General features: G+C 68.3%; 17 protein-coding genes. 12 read left to right on the forward strand and 5 right to left on the reverse strand.

The annotated features are described in order from the left end of the window. The 12 genes from A5782_RS18470 to A5782_RS18525 all read left to right on the forward strand — a co-directional run bounded on the left by A5782_RS18470 (nucleotide 1) and on the right by A5782_RS18525 (nucleotide 11,428). Nucleotides 1-930 carry an aldo/keto reductase gene (locus tag A5782_RS18470; RefSeq protein WP_067103252.1) on the forward strand — a complete coding sequence of 310 codons (930 nt, stop codon included), beginning with the start codon at nucleotides 1-3 and terminating at the stop codon, nucleotides 928-930. Nucleotides 931-967: 37 nt separating this feature from the next. Continuing rightward, nucleotides 968-1,606 carry a PaaI family thioesterase gene (locus A5782_RS18475; RefSeq protein ID WP_067103254.1) on the forward strand — a complete coding sequence of 213 codons (639 nt, stop codon included), beginning with the start codon at nucleotides 968-970 and terminating at the stop codon, nucleotides 1,604-1,606. Nucleotides 1,607-1,701: 95 nt separating this feature from the next. Continuing rightward, nucleotides 1,702-3,759, forward strand: a complete 2,058-nt coding sequence (thrS, locus tag A5782_RS18480) for a threonine--tRNA ligase (RefSeq protein WP_067103256.1) — start codon at nucleotides 1,702-1,704, stop codon at nucleotides 3,757-3,759. 2 nt (nucleotides 3,760-3,761) lie between these two features. Continuing rightward, a complete protein-coding gene (locus A5782_RS18485) occupies nucleotides 3,762-4,337 on the forward strand; it encodes an HIT domain-containing protein (protein WP_067103258.1) in 576 nt (191 codons plus the stop codon). Further along, nucleotides 4,334-4,981, forward strand: a complete 648-nt coding sequence (gene pgsA / locus A5782_RS18490; protein WP_067103358.1) for a phosphatidylinositol phosphate synthase — start codon at nucleotides 4,334-4,336, stop codon at nucleotides 4,979-4,981. Before A5782_RS18485 ends, pgsA begins: the two co-directional genes overlap by 4 nt. Before the next feature lie 44 nt (nucleotides 4,982-5,025). Next, nucleotides 5,026-5,964: a phosphatidylinositol mannoside acyltransferase gene (locus tag A5782_RS18495; protein WP_156624021.1), complete on the forward strand. Its 939-nt coding sequence runs from the start codon at nucleotides 5,026-5,028 to the stop codon at nucleotides 5,962-5,964. Then, nucleotides 5,964-7,088, forward strand: coding sequence for a glycosyltransferase family 4 protein (locus A5782_RS18500; protein WP_067103262.1), 1,125 nt, complete (start codon nucleotides 5,964-5,966; stop codon nucleotides 7,086-7,088). Before A5782_RS18495 ends, A5782_RS18500 begins: the two co-directional genes overlap by 1 nt. Further along, complete coding sequence (locus A5782_RS18505) at nucleotides 7,088-8,122, forward strand: NUDIX domain-containing protein (protein ID WP_067103264.1); 1,035 nt, start codon at nucleotides 7,088-7,090, stop codon at nucleotides 8,120-8,122. Before A5782_RS18500 ends, A5782_RS18505 begins: the two co-directional genes overlap by 1 nt. A gap of 69 nt (nucleotides 8,123-8,191) precedes the next feature. Beyond that, nucleotides 8,192-9,103: a pyridoxal 5'-phosphate synthase lyase subunit PdxS gene (pdxS, locus tag A5782_RS18510; protein ID WP_067103266.1), complete on the forward strand. Its 912-nt coding sequence runs from the start codon at nucleotides 8,192-8,194 to the stop codon at nucleotides 9,101-9,103. 9 nt (nucleotides 9,104-9,112) lie between these two features. Then, nucleotides 9,113-9,958, forward strand: a complete 846-nt coding sequence (gene tesB, locus A5782_RS18515; RefSeq protein ID WP_067103269.1) for an acyl-CoA thioesterase II — start codon at nucleotides 9,113-9,115, stop codon at nucleotides 9,956-9,958. A gap of 7 nt (nucleotides 9,959-9,965) precedes the next feature. Beyond that, a complete protein-coding gene (pdxT, locus tag A5782_RS18520) occupies nucleotides 9,966-10,556 on the forward strand; it encodes a pyridoxal 5'-phosphate synthase glutaminase subunit PdxT (RefSeq protein WP_067103271.1) in 591 nt (196 codons plus the stop codon). Nucleotides 10,557-10,672: 116 nt separating this feature from the next. Then, nucleotides 10,673-11,428: a YebC/PmpR family DNA-binding transcriptional regulator gene (locus A5782_RS18525; RefSeq protein ID WP_067103273.1), complete on the forward strand. Its 756-nt coding sequence runs from the start codon at nucleotides 10,673-10,675 to the stop codon at nucleotides 11,426-11,428. On the opposite strand, the gene A5782_RS18530 is transcribed toward A5782_RS18525, so the two are convergent. From A5782_RS18530 to A5782_RS18550, 5 genes are read right to left on the reverse strand one after another with little or no spacing between them, the layout of a single operon-like run. Next, on the reverse strand, nucleotides 11,429-13,009 hold the full coding sequence (locus A5782_RS18530; RefSeq protein ID WP_067103276.1) for a polyamine aminopropyltransferase: 1,581 nt from the start codon (nucleotides 13,007-13,009) through the stop codon (nucleotides 11,429-11,431). It abuts the gene before it with no gap. Beyond that, complete coding sequence (locus tag A5782_RS18535; protein WP_067103278.1) at nucleotides 13,006-13,461, reverse strand: DUF350 domain-containing protein; 456 nt, start codon at nucleotides 13,459-13,461, stop codon at nucleotides 13,006-13,008. The genes A5782_RS18530 and A5782_RS18535 overlap by 4 nt, the downstream gene beginning before the upstream one ends. A gap of 47 nt (nucleotides 13,462-13,508) precedes the next feature. Continuing rightward, nucleotides 13,509-13,940, reverse strand: a complete 432-nt coding sequence (locus A5782_RS18540) for a DUF4247 domain-containing protein (RefSeq protein ID WP_067103360.1) — start codon at nucleotides 13,938-13,940, stop codon at nucleotides 13,509-13,511. Next, nucleotides 13,937-14,452 carry a DUF2617 family protein gene (locus A5782_RS18545; protein WP_067103281.1) on the reverse strand — a complete coding sequence of 172 codons (516 nt, stop codon included), beginning with the start codon at nucleotides 14,450-14,452 and terminating at the stop codon, nucleotides 13,937-13,939. The genes A5782_RS18540 and A5782_RS18545 overlap by 4 nt, the downstream gene beginning before the upstream one ends. Before the next feature lie 17 nt (nucleotides 14,453-14,469). Continuing rightward, the gene (locus A5782_RS18550; RefSeq protein ID WP_067103283.1) at nucleotides 14,470-15,081 is read right to left on the reverse strand and encodes a DUF4178 domain-containing protein; all 612 of its coding nucleotides are present in this window, start codon (nucleotides 15,079-15,081) and stop codon (nucleotides 14,470-14,472) included. Between the last annotated feature and the right edge of the window lie 55 nt (nucleotides 15,082-15,136).

Below are 15,136 nucleotides of genomic sequence, written 5' to 3' on the forward strand. Positions count from 1 at the left end.
ATGCGTGGCCGCATTTGGCGCGTACGGTCTAAAGGTGTGACCGCAGAAAACTCGAAAACTGTTGCAGGGGCATCCGGAACATTCACCTTCGGCGGTGACCTGACCGTCAACCGACTCGGCTTCGGCGCCATGCGCCTGACGGCGAAAGGCGTGTGGGGCCCGCCCGCCGACCGTGACGAATGCGTCCGGGTGCTGCGCCGGGCCGTCGAACTCGGGGTGAACTTCATCGATACCGCCGACTCCTACGGCCCCTACGTGTCCGAGGAGATCATCCGCGAGGCGCTGCATCCCTACTCGTCTCATGGGGGCCTGGTGATCGCGACCAAGGCGGGGCTGCTGCGCACCGGTCCGGACGTCTGGATTCCGTTGGGTAATCCCAGTTACCTGCGTCAGGAATGCGAGATGAGCCTGCGCCGGCTGGGCGTGGACACCATCGATCTGTTCCAGCTGCACCGCATCGACTCGAACTTCCCGCTCGAAGATCAGGTGGGCGAGCTGCTCACCTTGAAGAACGAAGGCAAGATCCGCCACATCGGCCTGTCCGAGATCGACGTCGACCAGCTGAACGCGGCCCTGCGCGTCACCGAGATTGTGTCGGTGCAGAACATGTACAACCTGACGGCCCGTGGCGCCGAGCCGCTGCTGGACGCCGCGACCAAACAGGGCATCGGGTTCATCCCGTGGTTCCCGCTGGCCGCGGGACCACTGGCGGCCGCCGACGGCCCCCTGCAGCGCATCGCCGCCGACCACGACGCGTCGCCCTCCCAGTTGGCGTTGGCGTGGTTGCTGAAACGCTCGCCGGTGATGGTGCCGATTCCGGGTACGTCGAAGGTCGCGCACCTGGAGGAGAACGTCGCCGCCGCCCAGATCGAGCTGTCCGATGACGAGTTCGAAACATTGTCGGCCGCCGGGGCGCAGCAGCCGGTCTAAGCACCGCGCGAAAGCCCGCCCGCCGGGGCAATACGGTGTGGTGGTGGCCGAACATCAGCGACACCCCGGCGGCGGATTCAATCCGCCGGAACCGACGACCAAGGGCGGGCCCGACTACGGCAGGTTCATCGACGCCGTGCGCTCGCTGCAGGATCACGCCCGGGCCGCCGACGCGCCCGACGAGGTGATCACAGAGGCCGCTGACCTGCTGGAGAAGGCGTCGGCGCTGCTGGCGCCGTTCGACGCCGACGAATGGGCGTCCCCGTCGGGTCGGCGGATGGACCTGCCCATGCGCGGCAACATCCTGACCATCCCGATGCAGGTCCGGGACGGGCCGCTAATAGGCACTGACGGCCGGATCCATGGCCAGGCCCGCTTCGCCCGGTTCCATCTGGGCCGCAACGGAGCCGTGCACGGCGGCGCGCTGGGGATGCTGTTCGACTCCGTTCTCGGGCTGTCGGCGTCGGTGCTCACCGGCAACCCGCGACAGCGCACCGCGTACCTCAAGATCGACTACCGCCACGTCGTCCCGGTGGAAACCGAACTCCGGTTCGACGCGGGCGTCGACCGGGTGGACGGGCGCAAGATCTTCGTGTCGGGCCGGTTGACCGACGGCGATCAGTTGCTGACCGAAGCCGACGCGCTGTTCGTGCGGCTCAAACCTGGCCAGCCCTGAGCGCGGTCGGCACCGATAGCATGGCTACGACCGAACCAAGACCCATCACGATCACACAGCTTTGCCTGTAACCCCACCCCTTGGAGAACACCTCGATGAGCGCCGCAGCAGAGCCCACCCCAGGAGCATCCCCGATCCGGGTGCCCGCTGGGACCACCGCGGCCGCCGCGGTGGGCGAGGCCGGGCTGCCGAGGCGGGGCACGCCCGACGCCGTCGTGGTGGTGCGCGATGACTCGGGAACGTTGCGCGACCTGAGTTGGACGCCCGATGCCGACGCCGAGGTGGTTCCCGTGGCCGCCAACACCGACGAGGGCCGCAGCGTCATCCGGCATTCGGCCGCACACGTGTTGGCACAGGCCGTCCAGGAGCTGTTCCCACAAGCCAAGCTGGGCATCGGCCCGCCCATCACCGACGGTTTCTACTACGACTTCGATGTGCCGGAGCCGTTCACCCCCGAAGACCTGACGGCGCTGGAAAAGCGGATGCGTCAGATCGTCAAAGAGGGTCAACTGTTCGAGCGGCGCGTGTATGAGTCCAAAGATCAGGCGCGCGCCGAGCTGGCCAACGAGCCGTACAAGCTCGAACTCGTCGACGACAAGTCCGGCGATCCGGAGGTCATGGAGGTCGGCGGCGACGAGCTCACCGCCTATGACAACCTCAATCCCCGTACCCGACAACGGGTTTGGGGCGACCTATGCCGGGGACCGCACATCCCGACGACCAAGCACATCCCCGCGTTCACACTGACCAGAAGCTCGGCCGCCTACTGGCGGGGAGATCAGAAAAATGCCAGCCTGCAACGCATCTACGGCACGGCGTGGGAGTCGCAGGAGGCGCTGGACGCCTACCTCGAGCTGATCGAAGAAGCGCAGCGTCGCGATCACCGCAAGCTGGGCAGCGAGCTGGACCTGTTCAGCTTCCCCGACGAAATCGGTTCCGGCCTGGCGGTTTTCCACCCCAAAGGCGGAATCATACGACGAGAGCTGGAGGAGTACTCCCGGCGCAAGCACGAGCAGGCGGGCTACGAGTTCGTCAACACGCCGCACATCACCAAGGAGCAGCTCTACGTCACGTCGGGGCACCTGGAGTGGTATGCCGACGGCATGTACCCGCCGATGCATCTCGACGCGGAGTTCAACGACGACGGCACGGTGCGCAAACCCGGCCAGGACTACTACCTCAAGCCGATGAACTGCCCGATGCACCACCTGATCTATCGGTCGCGAGGACGGTCGTATCGCGAACTCCCGTTGCGGCTTTTCGAGTTTGGGAGCGTCTACCGGTACGAGAAGTCGGGCGTGATCCATGGGCTGACCCGGGTGCGCGGAATGACCCAGGACGACGCGCACATCTACTGCACGCGCGAGCAGATGCGCGACGAGCTGACCTCGGTGCTGCGTTTCGTGCTCGACCTGCTGAGCGACTACGGCCTCAACGATTACTACCTGGAACTGTCCACCAAGGACCCGGACAAATACGTGGGTTCCGACGACGCGTGGGAGGAGGCCACCGAAATCCTGCGCGAGGTCGGCGAGGCGTCCGGCCTGCAGCTGGTGCCCGATCCGGGAGGTGCGGCCTTCTACGGCCCGAAGATCTCGGTGCAGGTCAAGGACGCGCTGGGCCGAAGCTGGCAAATGTCCACGCTGCAAGTCGATTTCAATATGCCGGACCGCTTCGAACTCGAATACACCGCCGCCGATGGCAGCCGGCAGCGGCCGGTGCTGATCCACCGCGCGCTGTTCGGGTCGATCGAGCGGTTCTTCGGCATCCTCACCGAGCACTACGCCGGGGCGTTCCCGGCCTGGCTGGCTCCGGTACAGGCGGTCGGCATCCCGGTCGCCGACGAGCACGTCGCATATTTGGAAAGCATTGCCGCCCAGTTGAAATCGCACGGCGTGCGGGTCGAGGTTGACGCCAGCGACGACCGGATGGCCAAGAAGATCGTCCACCACACCAACCAGCGGGTGCCGTTCATGTTGCTGGCCGGTGACCGCGACGTGCAGGCCGGGGCGGTCAGCTTCCGTTTCGGTGACCGCACCCAGATCAACGGCGTGCCCCGCGACAGCGCGGTCGATGCGATCGTGAAGTGGATCGCCGACCGCGAGAATTCCGTGCCCACAGCCGAACTCGTGAAAGTGTCAAGTGGTGAGTGACTGTGAGTGATCGCGAACCTGCCGAGCAGGCTGCCGACGACACCATCCTGGACAGGGGTGTCGGCGAGCAAGATCACCTGCAGCGGTTGTGGACGCCGTACCGGATGACCTACCTGGCCGAGGCGCCGACGAAGCGCGACAACGGCAAGACCGAGGAGCCGTTCACCGACATTCCACACCTCGCCGACGAAGACGGGCTGGTGGTCGCCCGTGGCGAGCTCGTCTACGCCGTGCTCAACCTCTACCCCTACAACCCCGGACATCTGATGGTGGTGCCCTATCGGCGGGTCTCCGAGCTCGAAGAGCTGACCGACCCGGAAAGCGCGGAGCTGATGTCCTTCATTCAGAAGGCAATTCGCGTCATCAAGAACGTCTCGCGGCCGCACGGTTTCAACGTCGGGCTGAACCTGGGGACGTCGGCAGGTGGGTCACTGGCCGAACACCTGCACGTGCACGTGGTGCCACGCTGGGGCGGCGACGCGAATTTCATCACCATCATCGGCGGGTCGAAGGTGATCCCGCAATTGCTGCGCGACACGCGCCAGCTGCTGGCCACGGAGTGGACGAAACAACCATGAGCAAGATGCCGTTCCTGTCGCGGGCGGCGTTCGCGCGGCTGACCACTCCGACCGCGCGGGCGTGCCTGCGGCTGGGATTGACCCCCGACGTCGTCACGGTCCTGGGCACCGTCGTGGCGGTGGCCGGGGCGCTGACGCTGTTCCCGGTGGGCAAGTTGTTCGCGGGGGCGTGTGTGGTCTCGTTCTTCGTCCTCTTCGACATGCTCGACGGGGCGATGGCCCGGGAACGCGGCGGCGGCACCCGCTTCGGCGCGGTGCTCGACGCCACCTGTGACCGGGTCAGCGACGGTGCGGTGTTCTGCGGGCTGCTGTGGTGGATCGCGTTCGGCCTGCACGACAAGCTGCTGGTGGCGGCGACGCTGATCTGCCTGGTCACCTCGCAGGTGATCTCCTACATCAAGGCCCGCGCCGAAGCCAGCGGGCTACGCGGCGACGGGGGCCTGATCGAACGGCCGGAACGGCTGATCATCGTGCTCGTCGGCGCAGGCGTGTCGGACTTTCCGTTCGTCGCCTGGCCGCCCGCACTACCGGTCGCGATGTGGGTGCTGGCGGCGGCCAGCCTCCTCACCTGCGCGCAGCGGTTGCACGCGGTGCGCACCTCGCCGGGCGCCACCGACCGGCTGGTGGAATCGGGCGAGCCGTGATCCCCACTCCGCCGGGCATGAAAGCGATTGGGGCACAACCCCGCATGGTGCGCCAGTTGGCGAGCCGGACGGTGGGCCGTCTGACGGGCGGAATCGGTGCCGACTGGGCGTACGCGTCCGGCTGGATGGCGGTGCGGGCGATGCCGGAGTTCGCCGCGCGCAACGCTTTTGACGCCGGGGCGCGTTACGCCGCCCGTGGCGGCGGCCCCGACCAGTTGCGCAAGAATCTGGCCCGCGTCTTGCGCGTGTCGCCCGAGGATGTGCCCGACTCGGTGATGCGGGCCTCGCTGGCCTCCTACGCCCGGTATTGGCGCGAGGCGTTCCGGCTCCCGGGGATGGACCTGGCCGCACTGGGCCGCGAGCTCCACGACTCGGTCCTGGGGCGAGACCATATCGAGGCGGCGCTGGCCAGCGGCCGCGGCGCGGTGATCGCGTTGCCGCACAGCGGCAACTGGGATATGGCCGGGGTCTGGCTGGCCCAGACCCACGGCACCTTCACCACCGTCGCGGAGCGCCTCAAACCCGAGTCGCTGTACCGGCGCTTCATTGCCTACCGCGAACGCCTGGGCTTCGAGGTGCTGCCCCTGTCCGGCGGAGAACGGCCCCCCTTCGACGTGTTGTGCGACCGGCTGCGGGACAACCGGGTGGTCTGCCTGATGGCCGAACGCGACCTGACCCGCACCGGCGTGCAGGTCGACTTCTTCGGTGAGCCCACCCGGCTGCCGGCCGGGCCGGCGAAGCTCGCGATCGCGACCGGGGCGGCGCTGCTGCCCGCACATTGCTGGTTCGAGGACCGGGGCTGGGGCGTCTCCATCCACCCGCCCCTGGATAGCAGCAGCGGCGATGTCGGCGCCATCACCCAGGCGATGGCCGATCATTTCGAGAAGAACATCGCCGCCCGGCCCGAGGACTGGCACATGATGCAGCCGCAGTGGCTGGCCGACCTCCCCGAAGCCAAGCAGGCCCGGTTGAAGGAAACCTGATGCGGATCGGGATGGTCTGTCCCTACTCGTTCGACGTACCGGGCGGGGTGCAGTCGCACGTCCTGCAGCTGGCCGAGGTGATGCGCGCCCGGGAGCATGACGTCAGCGTGCTCGCGCCGTCGTCGCCGCACGCCGCGCTGCCGGACTACGTCGTGTCGGCGGGCAAGGCCGTCCCGATTCCCTACAACGGATCGGTTGCCCGGCTGCGGTTCGGGCCGGCCACCCATCGCAAGGTGAAAAAGTGGCTCGCCGAAGGCGATTTCGACGTGCTGCACCTGCACGAGCCCAACGCGCCGAGCCTGTCCATGTTGGCCCTCAACATCGCCGCGGGCCCGATCGTGGCGACGTTTCACACGTCGACCACCAAATCGCTGACGCTGACGGTGTTTCAGGGCATTCTGCGCCCGATGCACGAGAAGATCGTCGGCCGGATCGCGGTCTCCGATCTGGCCCGCCGCTGGCAGATGGAGGCGCTGGGCACCGACGCGGTGGAGATCCCCAACGGCGTCGACGTCGCCTCGTTCGCCGCCGCGCCGCACCTGGACGGCTACCCGCGCGCCGGCAAGACGGTGCTGTTCCTGGGCCGCTACGACGAGCCGCGCAAGGGCATATCGGTGCTGCTCGATGCGCTGCCGGGACTGGTCGAGCGTTTCGCCGACGTGCAGCTACTGGTCGTCGGTCGCGGCGACGAGGACCAATTGCGCGTGCAGGCAGGCGGATTGGTGGACCACCTTCGCTTTCTGGGTCAGGTCGACGACGCCGGGAAGGCGTCGGCCATGCGCAGCGCCGACGTGTATTGCGCGCCCAACCTCGGCGGGGAGAGTTTCGGCATCGTCCTGGTCGAGGCGCTGGCCGCCGGCACCCCGGTGGTGGCGAGCGACCTGGACGCCTTCCGGCGCGTGCTGGCCGGCGGTGACATCGGCTGCCTGGTGCCCGTCGGCGACGGCGACGCGCTTGCCGATGCGCTGATCGCGGTGCTGGAGGATGATGTGCTGCGGGAGCGTTATGTGACGGCCGGTTCGGCAGCTGTGCAGCGCTACGACTGGTCAGTGGTGGCCAGCCAGATCACGCGGGTGTACGAGACGGTCGCCGCGTCAGGCGCCAAGGTTGAGGTGGCCAGTTGATGACATGGCTGATTGTCGCCATCGCGGTCTTCGTCGCGGTGCTGGCGGTCTTCGGCGCGTGGGCTTTCCGCACGGCCAACCGGCTGGACCGGCTGCACGTCCGCTACGACCTGTCGTGGCAGGCGCTCGACGGTGCACTGGCGCGGCGCGCGGTGGTGTCGCGTGCCGTCGCCATCGACGCCTACGGCGGCGCGTCTGAAGGGCGGCGGCTGGCGGCGCTGGCCGACGCCGCGGAGGGGGCACCCCGGTCCGCGCGGGAAAACGCCGAGAACGAGCTGTCGGCCGCGCTGGCCGTCGTCGACCCGGCGTCACTGCCGGCCGGGCTGATCGCCGAGATGGCCGATGCCGAGGCCCGGGTGGTGCTGGCCCGTCGTTTCCACAACGACGCGGTCCGCGACACCCTGGCGCTGGCCGAGCGCCCCCTGGTGCGGTTGTTCCACCTGGGTGGGACCGCCGCGCTGCCCAGCTATTTCGAGATCGTCGAACGGCCGCATGCGCTGGCCCACGGCGCCTTGGGCTTTGAAGGCGTCCTCAACCACCGCACCTCGGCGCGCATCGTGCTGCTCGACGACACCGGTGCGGTGCTGCTGCTGTGCGGGTCGGACCCGGCACTCGCCGAGCGGCACGCGCCGAAATGGTGGTTCACGGTGGGCGGCGAAGTGCAGCAAGGGGAGCGGCTCGCCGAGGCCGCCGCGCGCGAGCTGGCCGAAGAAACCGGTCTGCGGGTCGCGCCGTCGGAGATGGTCGGGCCCGTCTGGCGGCGCGACGAGGTCTTCGAGTTCAACGGCTCGCTCATCGACAGCGAGGAGTTCTACTTCGTCTACCGCACCCAGCGGTTCGAGCCGTCGCGCACCGGCCGAACCGAGCTGGAACGCAGCTACATCCACGGCCACCGCTGGTGTGACGCTGCCGACATCGCACAGCTCGTCGCGGCGGGCGAGACCGTGTACCCGATGCAACTATCCGGACTGCTCACCGACGCGGCCGCGCTCGCCGGCGGCCGCACCCCCGGGCCGCTGCTGTCCATCCGCTGAGTCCGTCGGTCAACGCGGGTCAAAGCGCCTCATTAGACTGGGTCTACAACGGTTGAAGGAGATCAAGCAGTGAATACCGCCCACCCACCGAACGGCAACGGGCGAACCGGGACGGCACGCGTCAAACGCGGCATGGCCGAGATGCTCAAGGGCGGTGTCATCATGGACGTCGTCACCCCCGAGCAGGCCAAGATCGCCGAGGCCGCCGGCGCCGTCGCCGTCATGGCGCTGGAACGGGTGCCCGCCGACATCCGCGCGCAGGGCGGGGTGTCGCGGATGAGCGACCCCGACATGATCGAGGGCATCATCGCCGCGGTGACCATCCCGGTGATGGCCAAGGCCCGCATCGGCCACTTCGTCGAGGCGCAGATCCTGCAAAGCCTCGGTGTGGACTACGTCGACGAGTCCGAGGTGCTCACCCCCGCCGACTACACCCATCACATCGACAAGTGGAAGTTCACCGTGCCGTTCGTGTGCGGGGCGACCAACCTCGGTGAAGCGCTGCGGCGCATCGGCGAGGGAGCGGCGATGATCCGCTCCAAGGGCGAGGCCGGCACCGGCGACGTCTCCAACGCGACCACCCACATGCGGGCGATCGGCGGCGAGATCCGCCGCCTGACGTCGCTGTCCGAAGACGAGTTGTACGTCGCCGCAAAGGAATTGCAGGCCCCCTACGACCTCGTCGTCGACGTGGCCCGGGCGGGCAAGCTGCCGGTCACGCTGTTCACCGCCGGCGGCATCGCCACCCCCGCGGATGCCGCGATGATGATGCAGCTCGGCGCCGAGGGCGTGTTCGTGGGCTCGGGCATCTTCAAGTCCGGCGATCCCGCCGCGCGCGCCGCCGCGATCGTCAAGGCGACCACCTTCTACGACGACCCCGACGTGCTGGCCAAGGTGTCGCGCGGGCTGGGCGAGGCGATGGTGGGCATCAACGTCGAGCAGATCGCGGAGCCCCATCGGCTGGCCGAACGCGGCTGGTAAAAACAGTCCGTGGCGATCCAAGAGATCCTTGATCTCGAGCAACTCGAGGTCAACATCTACCGTGGCAGCATCTTCAGCCCAGAGTCGGGATTCCTGCAGCGCACCTTCGGGGGCCACGTAGCCGGCCAGTCGCTGGTGTCGGCCGTGCGCACGGTCGACCCGCGCTACCAGGTCCACTCACTGCACGGGTACTTCCTGCGGCCCGGGGACGCCAAGGAGCGCACGGTTTTCATCGTCGAGCGCACCCGCGACGGCGGCTCGTTCGCCACCCGCCGTGTCAACGCGATCCAGCACGGGGAAATCATCTTCAGCATGGGCGCGTCCTTCCAGACCGACCAGGAGGGCATCCACCACCAGGACCCGATGCCGGCCGCGCCGCCGCCCGACGGCCTGCCCGGCCTGGACTCGATCAAGGTCTTCGACGACGCCGGATTCAAGCAGTTCGAGGAGTGGGACGTCTGCATCGTGCCGCGCGATCGCCTGCACCTGTTGCCCGGCAAGGCCTCCCAGCAGCAGGTGTGGTTCCGCCACCGTGATCCGTTGCCGGACGACCCGGTGCTGCACATCTGCGCGCTGGCCTACATGAGCGACCTGACCCTGCTGGGATCGGCCCAGGTGACCCATCTCGACGTGCGCGAGCACCTGCAGGTGGCGTCGCTGGACCACGCGATGTGGTTCATGCGGGCGTTCCGGGCCGACGAATGGCTGCTGTATGACCAGAGCTCGCCGTCGGCCAGCGGCGGCCGCTCGCTGTGCCAGGGCAAGATCTTCACCCAGTCCGGCGAAATGGTCGCGGCGGTGATGCAGGAGGGGCTGACCCGCTTCAAACGCGGATACCAGCCGACCCACCAGTGAGCACCCGGTGAGCTCTCCGCGGATCGGGGTCCTGGCGCTGCAGGGCGACACCCGCGAGCACCTGGCGGCCCTGCGCGAGGCCGGAGCCGAGTCGATGCCGGTGCGCCGGCGCAGCGAGCTCGAGGCGGTCGACGGCCTGGTCATTCCCGGTGGGGAATCGACCACCATGAGCCACCTGTTGGGGGACCTCGGGCTGCTGGAGCCGTTGCGGGGTCTGCTGGCCGACGGGCTGCCCGCCTACGGCGCATGCGCCGGCATGATCCTGCTGGCCAGCGAGATCCTCGACGCCGGCGCGGGCGGACGCGAGGCGCTGCCGTTGCGTGCGATCGATATGACGGTGCGGCGCAACGCCTTTGGGCGACAGATTGATTCGTTTGAGGGTGACATCCCGTTCGTGGGGCTGAGCGATCCGGTGCGCGCGGTGTTCATCCGGGCGCCCTGGGTCGAGCGCTCCGGTGACGACGTCGAGGTGCTGGCCAGCGCGGCCGGGCACGTCGTCGCGGTGCGGCAAGGCCAGAAGCTGGCCACGGCGTTTCACCCCGAGATGACCGGCGACCGGCGCATCCACCACCTGTTCGTCGACCTCGTCACCGGTTGACGACTGACCCCACAAGCGTGGGGCCGGGTGGGTAGTCGGCGGCGCCCAAGCCACCCCAAGCGTCCACGTAGACTCGTCTGGCCACAAAAACAAGAGGACTTTCAGATAGGACAGCAATGAGCGGCCATTCCAAGTGGGCCACCACCAAGCACCAGAAGGCCGTCAAAGACGCGCGCCGTGGCAAGGAGTTTGCCCGGCTGATCAAGAACATCGAGGTCGCCGCCCGTACCGGCGGGGGGGACCCGGCGGGCAACCCGACGCTCTACGACGCCATCCAGAAGGCGAAGAAGACCTCGGTGCCCAACGACAACATCGAGCGCGCCCGCAAGCGGGGTGCCGGCGAGGAGGCCGGCGGCGCCGACTACCAGACCATCATGTACGAGGGCTACGGTCCCAACGGTGTCGCGGTCCTGATCGAATGTTTGACCGACAACCGCAACCGCGCGGCCGGCGAGGTCCGGGTGGCGGTGACCCGCAACGGCGGCAACATGGCCGACCCCGGGTCGGTGTCCTACCTGTTCACCCGTAAGGGCGTCGTCACGCTGGAGAAGAACGGCCTGACCGAGGACGACCTGCTGACGGCGGTGCTCGACGCCGGCGCCGAGGACGTCAACGACCTCGGTGAGAGCTTCGAGATCATCTCCGAGCCGACCGACCTGGTCGCGGTGCGCACCGCGCTGCAGGACGCCGGCATCGACTACGAGTCCGCCGAGGCCAGCTTCCAGCCGTCGGTCAGCGTGCCGGTTGACGTCGAGGGCGCGCGCAAGGTGTTCAGGCTGGTCGACGCGCTGGAAGACAGCGACGACGTGCAGAACGTCTGGACCAACGTCGACCTGTCCGACGAGGTGCTCGCCGCTCTCGACGAGGAGTAACTAGTCGTAGCCGTGTCGCATGTCCTCGACGATGCGCGGATTGTCCAGGGTGGAAGGCTCCACCGGACGCGGCCCGATGTCGCCGGAGAAGACGCCGGCGGCGTCGAGCACCTGCTGGTTGAGGTAACGCAGCGGGGGCGCATTGGTGGGCACCCTCGGTGCGGGCCCGGCGCCGGCGCGCTGCGCCAGGGCGAATCCCCAGTCACCGAACGTGGGCACGTGCACGTGATACGGCGTGACGGCGTAGCCGGCGGCCCGGATCGTCGACACCGTGCGCCAATACGCCGTCGGGGTCGAAAAGGGACTGCCCGCCTGCACCACCATCAGCCCACCGGGGGCCAGCGCGTGGGCGACCAGCGCGTAGAACTCCGTTGAGTACAACCGACCCAGCACCGGGGTGTCGGGATCGGGAAGATCGATGATGACCGCGTCGAAGCGGTCCACCTTCGGTCCGCGCAACCAGTTCATCGCGTCCTCGGTCACCACGCCCACCCGCGGGTTGTCCAACGAACCGCCATTGGCGTCGCGCAGCGTGGTGCGCGCGATGTCGATCACCGCGGGGTCGAGCTCGACCTGCACGATCTTGGAAATGCCGGGCTGGCGCAGCAATTCGCGAGCGGCCAGGCCGTCTCCGCCACCGAGCACCAGCACCGAATGGGCGCCGTTGCCCAGGGCGGGGTAGACGAGGCTCTCGGTGTAACGGTATTCGTCGCGCGTGGAGAACTGCAGCCCCCCATCGAGATACAGCCGGGTGTCGCTGCCGCGGCGGGTCACCACGATCTCCTGGTACGCCGTGTGCCGATAGGCGATGATCGGGTCGGCGTAAAGTCTTTGCCTGCTTGTGGTTTCGATGTCGGCCGAACGCAGCAGCAGGGTGGCGAGCAGCCCCAGTGCGGCGGCCAGCGCGCACAACGCCAGCACCAGCTGCCGTGTCGAAACCACTTGGCGCAACAGGAAAATCGCCACCACGCCCGCCGCCGCCAGGTTGATCATGCCGGTGGCCGCCGCGCCGCGAATCATCCCCAGCTGCGGCAGCAGCAGGAACGGCCAGACCAGCCCGCCCAGCAGCGCGCCCAGGTAGTCCGCGGCGTTGAGGTTGGCCAGCGTGCGGCCGGCGTCCGCGGCTCCCGCGGTCCGGCCGCGTTGCAGCAGCGTCATCAACAACGGCACCTCGGCACCGACCAGCCCACCGATCAGCGCCGTGCTGACCGCGAGCACCCACGCCGACCCGTCCACAAAAGCGAACACCACGTACAGCGCCGCCGCCGACAGGCCACCGATGATGCCCAGCAGCGCCTCGACGGCGATGAAGGTGATCGCGGCGTGCGCCAGCAGCGGTTTGACCAGCAGGGCGCCCAAGCCCAGCGCGGCGATGTAGCCCGCGACGATCAGGGAGGTGGCGACGATCCCGCCACCGTCGAGGCTGGCCGACAGCGTCAGCAGCGCGAGTTCGTAGACGATGCCGCAGGCCGCACAGGCCGCCACGGCGGCCAGCAACAGTGCCCGCCACCGCCCCGACGACACCGCCGACGGCGCCGCCTCGGCTGTCCGCACATTGCCCGCTGACCTGACAGCGCTCATGACACCGCCGCGGCGGTCACCCCTCCCACCGCGAGCAAGATCAGCGCCACCGCAAACGATCCCGGATGCAGCTCCGGCTCATCGATGTGCTCGTGGAAACTGCCCGGTATCAACAGGTGCATGGTCAGCAGCGCGACGCCCAGCAGGATCACGCCCATCAATCCGTACACCGCCACGCCGACGAGTCCCTGGCCCAGCTGGCTGTAACTGTTGGCGATGGCGGTGATGATGACGATGGTCAGGGCGACGTACATCGCGCCCGCGACCACCACCGCGTTGGGCCGGCGGTCGATGAACACCAGTTGGCGCAGCTTTCCCGGGGTCAGCAGGTCGACCGCGTAGAACCCGACAAGAAGTACGGCCATGCCGACTCCGAAGTACAGGATCGTCGCGACTGCGCCTTTCAGGACGGGGTTGAGATCGACGTTGCCGATCTCGACGGCGAGGTACATGGTTGTCTCCTTTGCGTTTTACATCCGCGTTGAGGTCGGCGAAGCCATCACTTGGTTCCGCCGGGACCGCCGGGGGTACCTCCGGCGCCGCCCGACGGGGAGCCGGGACCGAATCCGGGGCCGAGGAAGATGAAGGCGCCGTGGCTGTATCCGGCGCTCAGCGGCTCGACGCGAATGCTGCACGGGTAAGTGCCGTCGGGGCCGACGATCACGATGTTGTTGCTGTAGCGCAGGTACTCGGTCTTGCCGTTGTCGGCCCGCGCTTCGGGTTGTTCGTAATCGGCGAGCGTGTCGGCCACCTGTTCGGGCGAGCCGGTGCACTGGTAACGCGTCCCGTTCACGTCGTGGCCGTACTCGTGGTAGTGGCTCGCGACATACGACGCAATGTTCTTCTGCAGCAAGATGATTCCGAAGATCAGACACGCTATGGCGGCGGCGCCCAGCACGCCGGCGATGACGAACAGCCGGTTGCGGCTCACGGGCGCCACCGGCTGGCGGTGTGAACCACCGTCCCGCCATTGCCGGCGGGACGCCCCGGGTAGAGATGCCAGGTCTGCCAGCGCCAGCCGGCGCCGTCGGGTTCGGCGGCCAGCACGGTCAGCGCGGCGTCATCGCCGGGGAACGTGCCGCCGAGCCAGCCCGCCCGGCCGGCGCAACCGTCGCGCAGGTCGCGCGCGAGGAGGCGAAAGCTCGCCTCGTCGTGGGTGTCGGTGCGGGATTGCAGGCAGTAGCCGGGCGCGTTGGTGCGCTCGGGCAGGCCGGCCCCGAAATTGCGTGCGGTACAGGAGATCTCCTCGGAGAACCACCCCGCGGCGTGCTCGACCGCGACGACGTGTGATGCGCCGAGCACTCCGAGCAGTAGCGCGGCGCCGCCGCCCGGGTGGTCCAGCCGGCAGCTGGCCAGCGGCGAGGGTACGGGCGCGTTGAGCGCGAGTCCCAGCCCTTCCCCGGATACGTCGGCCGGAGGCACGGCGAGCTGATGAAGGGGCACCGACCGGACCTCGTGCTCTAAGCCGAGCCGGGCGGGGGTGCCGAATACACGGTGATTTCCCCGGGTGAGACGGACTTGCCCGTCGAAACCTCCCAGGGCATGTCCGGGGCCCAGCGCTCGAACGAGAGCAGCGCCGACTCGTCGGCGTTGGCGCAGTCGACGAATTCCATCTCGCCGCCGGCCGGCAGCCCGGTGGTGCCTTCGGTCGTGTAGGAGGCGCGGCCGCGTTCGGACTCGTGGAACGTCACACCGTCAACGACGTATTGGTCGCCGGGGCGCAGCGACACGTCTTTGCGGGTCACCCACATCGCGAGTTCCAGCCGTCCGTCGTCCTCCTCGACGCTGAACCAGAGCGGCTGGTCGCCGCCTTCCAGCAGGTGTTCCCACCACACGAACGGGCCTTCGCGGTAGGTGACCGAACCGCGCACGATGTAGTCGACGCCGCCGTAGCTGACGATCGCGCCGGGCCCGAGTTGACGCGGCCCGAACTGCGGCATCGCGTCAGCGGCGAGAGGATCCTGGCGCCCGCCCCGCTGGCCCGGCTGCTTGGGCCGCCGCAAAGCCACCACCAGCACCACGATGGATGCGATGAAGAGCAGCACGGCAATCATGACCAGCAGAGATCCCACGCCAACCCCTCCGTTGCCACTTTGCTCGAGCGAACGTCGGCTAAAGCTAACAGCT

It is taken from the genome of Mycobacterium sp. 852002-40037_SCH5390672 (assembly GCF_001665875.1).
In the GTDB taxonomy this organism is placed as follows: Bacteria; Actinomycetota; Actinomycetes; order Mycobacteriales; family Mycobacteriaceae; genus Mycobacterium.

Excerpts from the sequence above, each read along its gene's own strand:
- A5782_RS18495 (WP_156624021.1), top strand. The coding sequence starts at position 5,026 with ATGGTGCGCCAGTTGGCGAGCCGGACGGTGGGCCGTCTGACGGGCGGA.
- thrS (WP_067103256.1), top strand. The coding sequence starts at position 1,702 with ATGAGCGCCGCAGCAGAGCCCACCCCAGGAGCATCCCCGATCCGGGTG.
- A5782_RS18530 (WP_067103276.1), bottom strand. The coding sequence starts at position 13,009 with ATGAGCGCTGTCAGGTCAGCGGGCAATGTGCGGACAGCCGAGGCGGCG.
- pgsA (WP_067103358.1), top strand. The coding sequence starts at position 4,334 with ATGAGCAAGATGCCGTTCCTGTCGCGGGCGGCGTTCGCGCGGCTGACC.
- A5782_RS18505 (WP_067103264.1), top strand. The coding sequence starts at position 7,088 with ATGACATGGCTGATTGTCGCCATCGCGGTCTTCGTCGCGGTGCTGGCG.
- A5782_RS18535 (WP_067103278.1), bottom strand. The coding sequence starts at position 13,461 with ATGTACCTCGCCGTCGAGATCGGCAACGTCGATCTCAACCCCGTCCTG.
- A5782_RS18525 (WP_067103273.1), top strand. The coding sequence starts at position 10,673 with ATGAGCGGCCATTCCAAGTGGGCCACCACCAAGCACCAGAAGGCCGTC.
- A5782_RS18470 (WP_067103252.1), top strand. The coding sequence starts at position 1 with ATGCGTGGCCGCATTTGGCGCGTACGGTCTAAAGGTGTGACCGCAGAA.
- A5782_RS18500 (WP_067103262.1), top strand. The coding sequence starts at position 5,964 with ATGCGGATCGGGATGGTCTGTCCCTACTCGTTCGACGTACCGGGCGGG.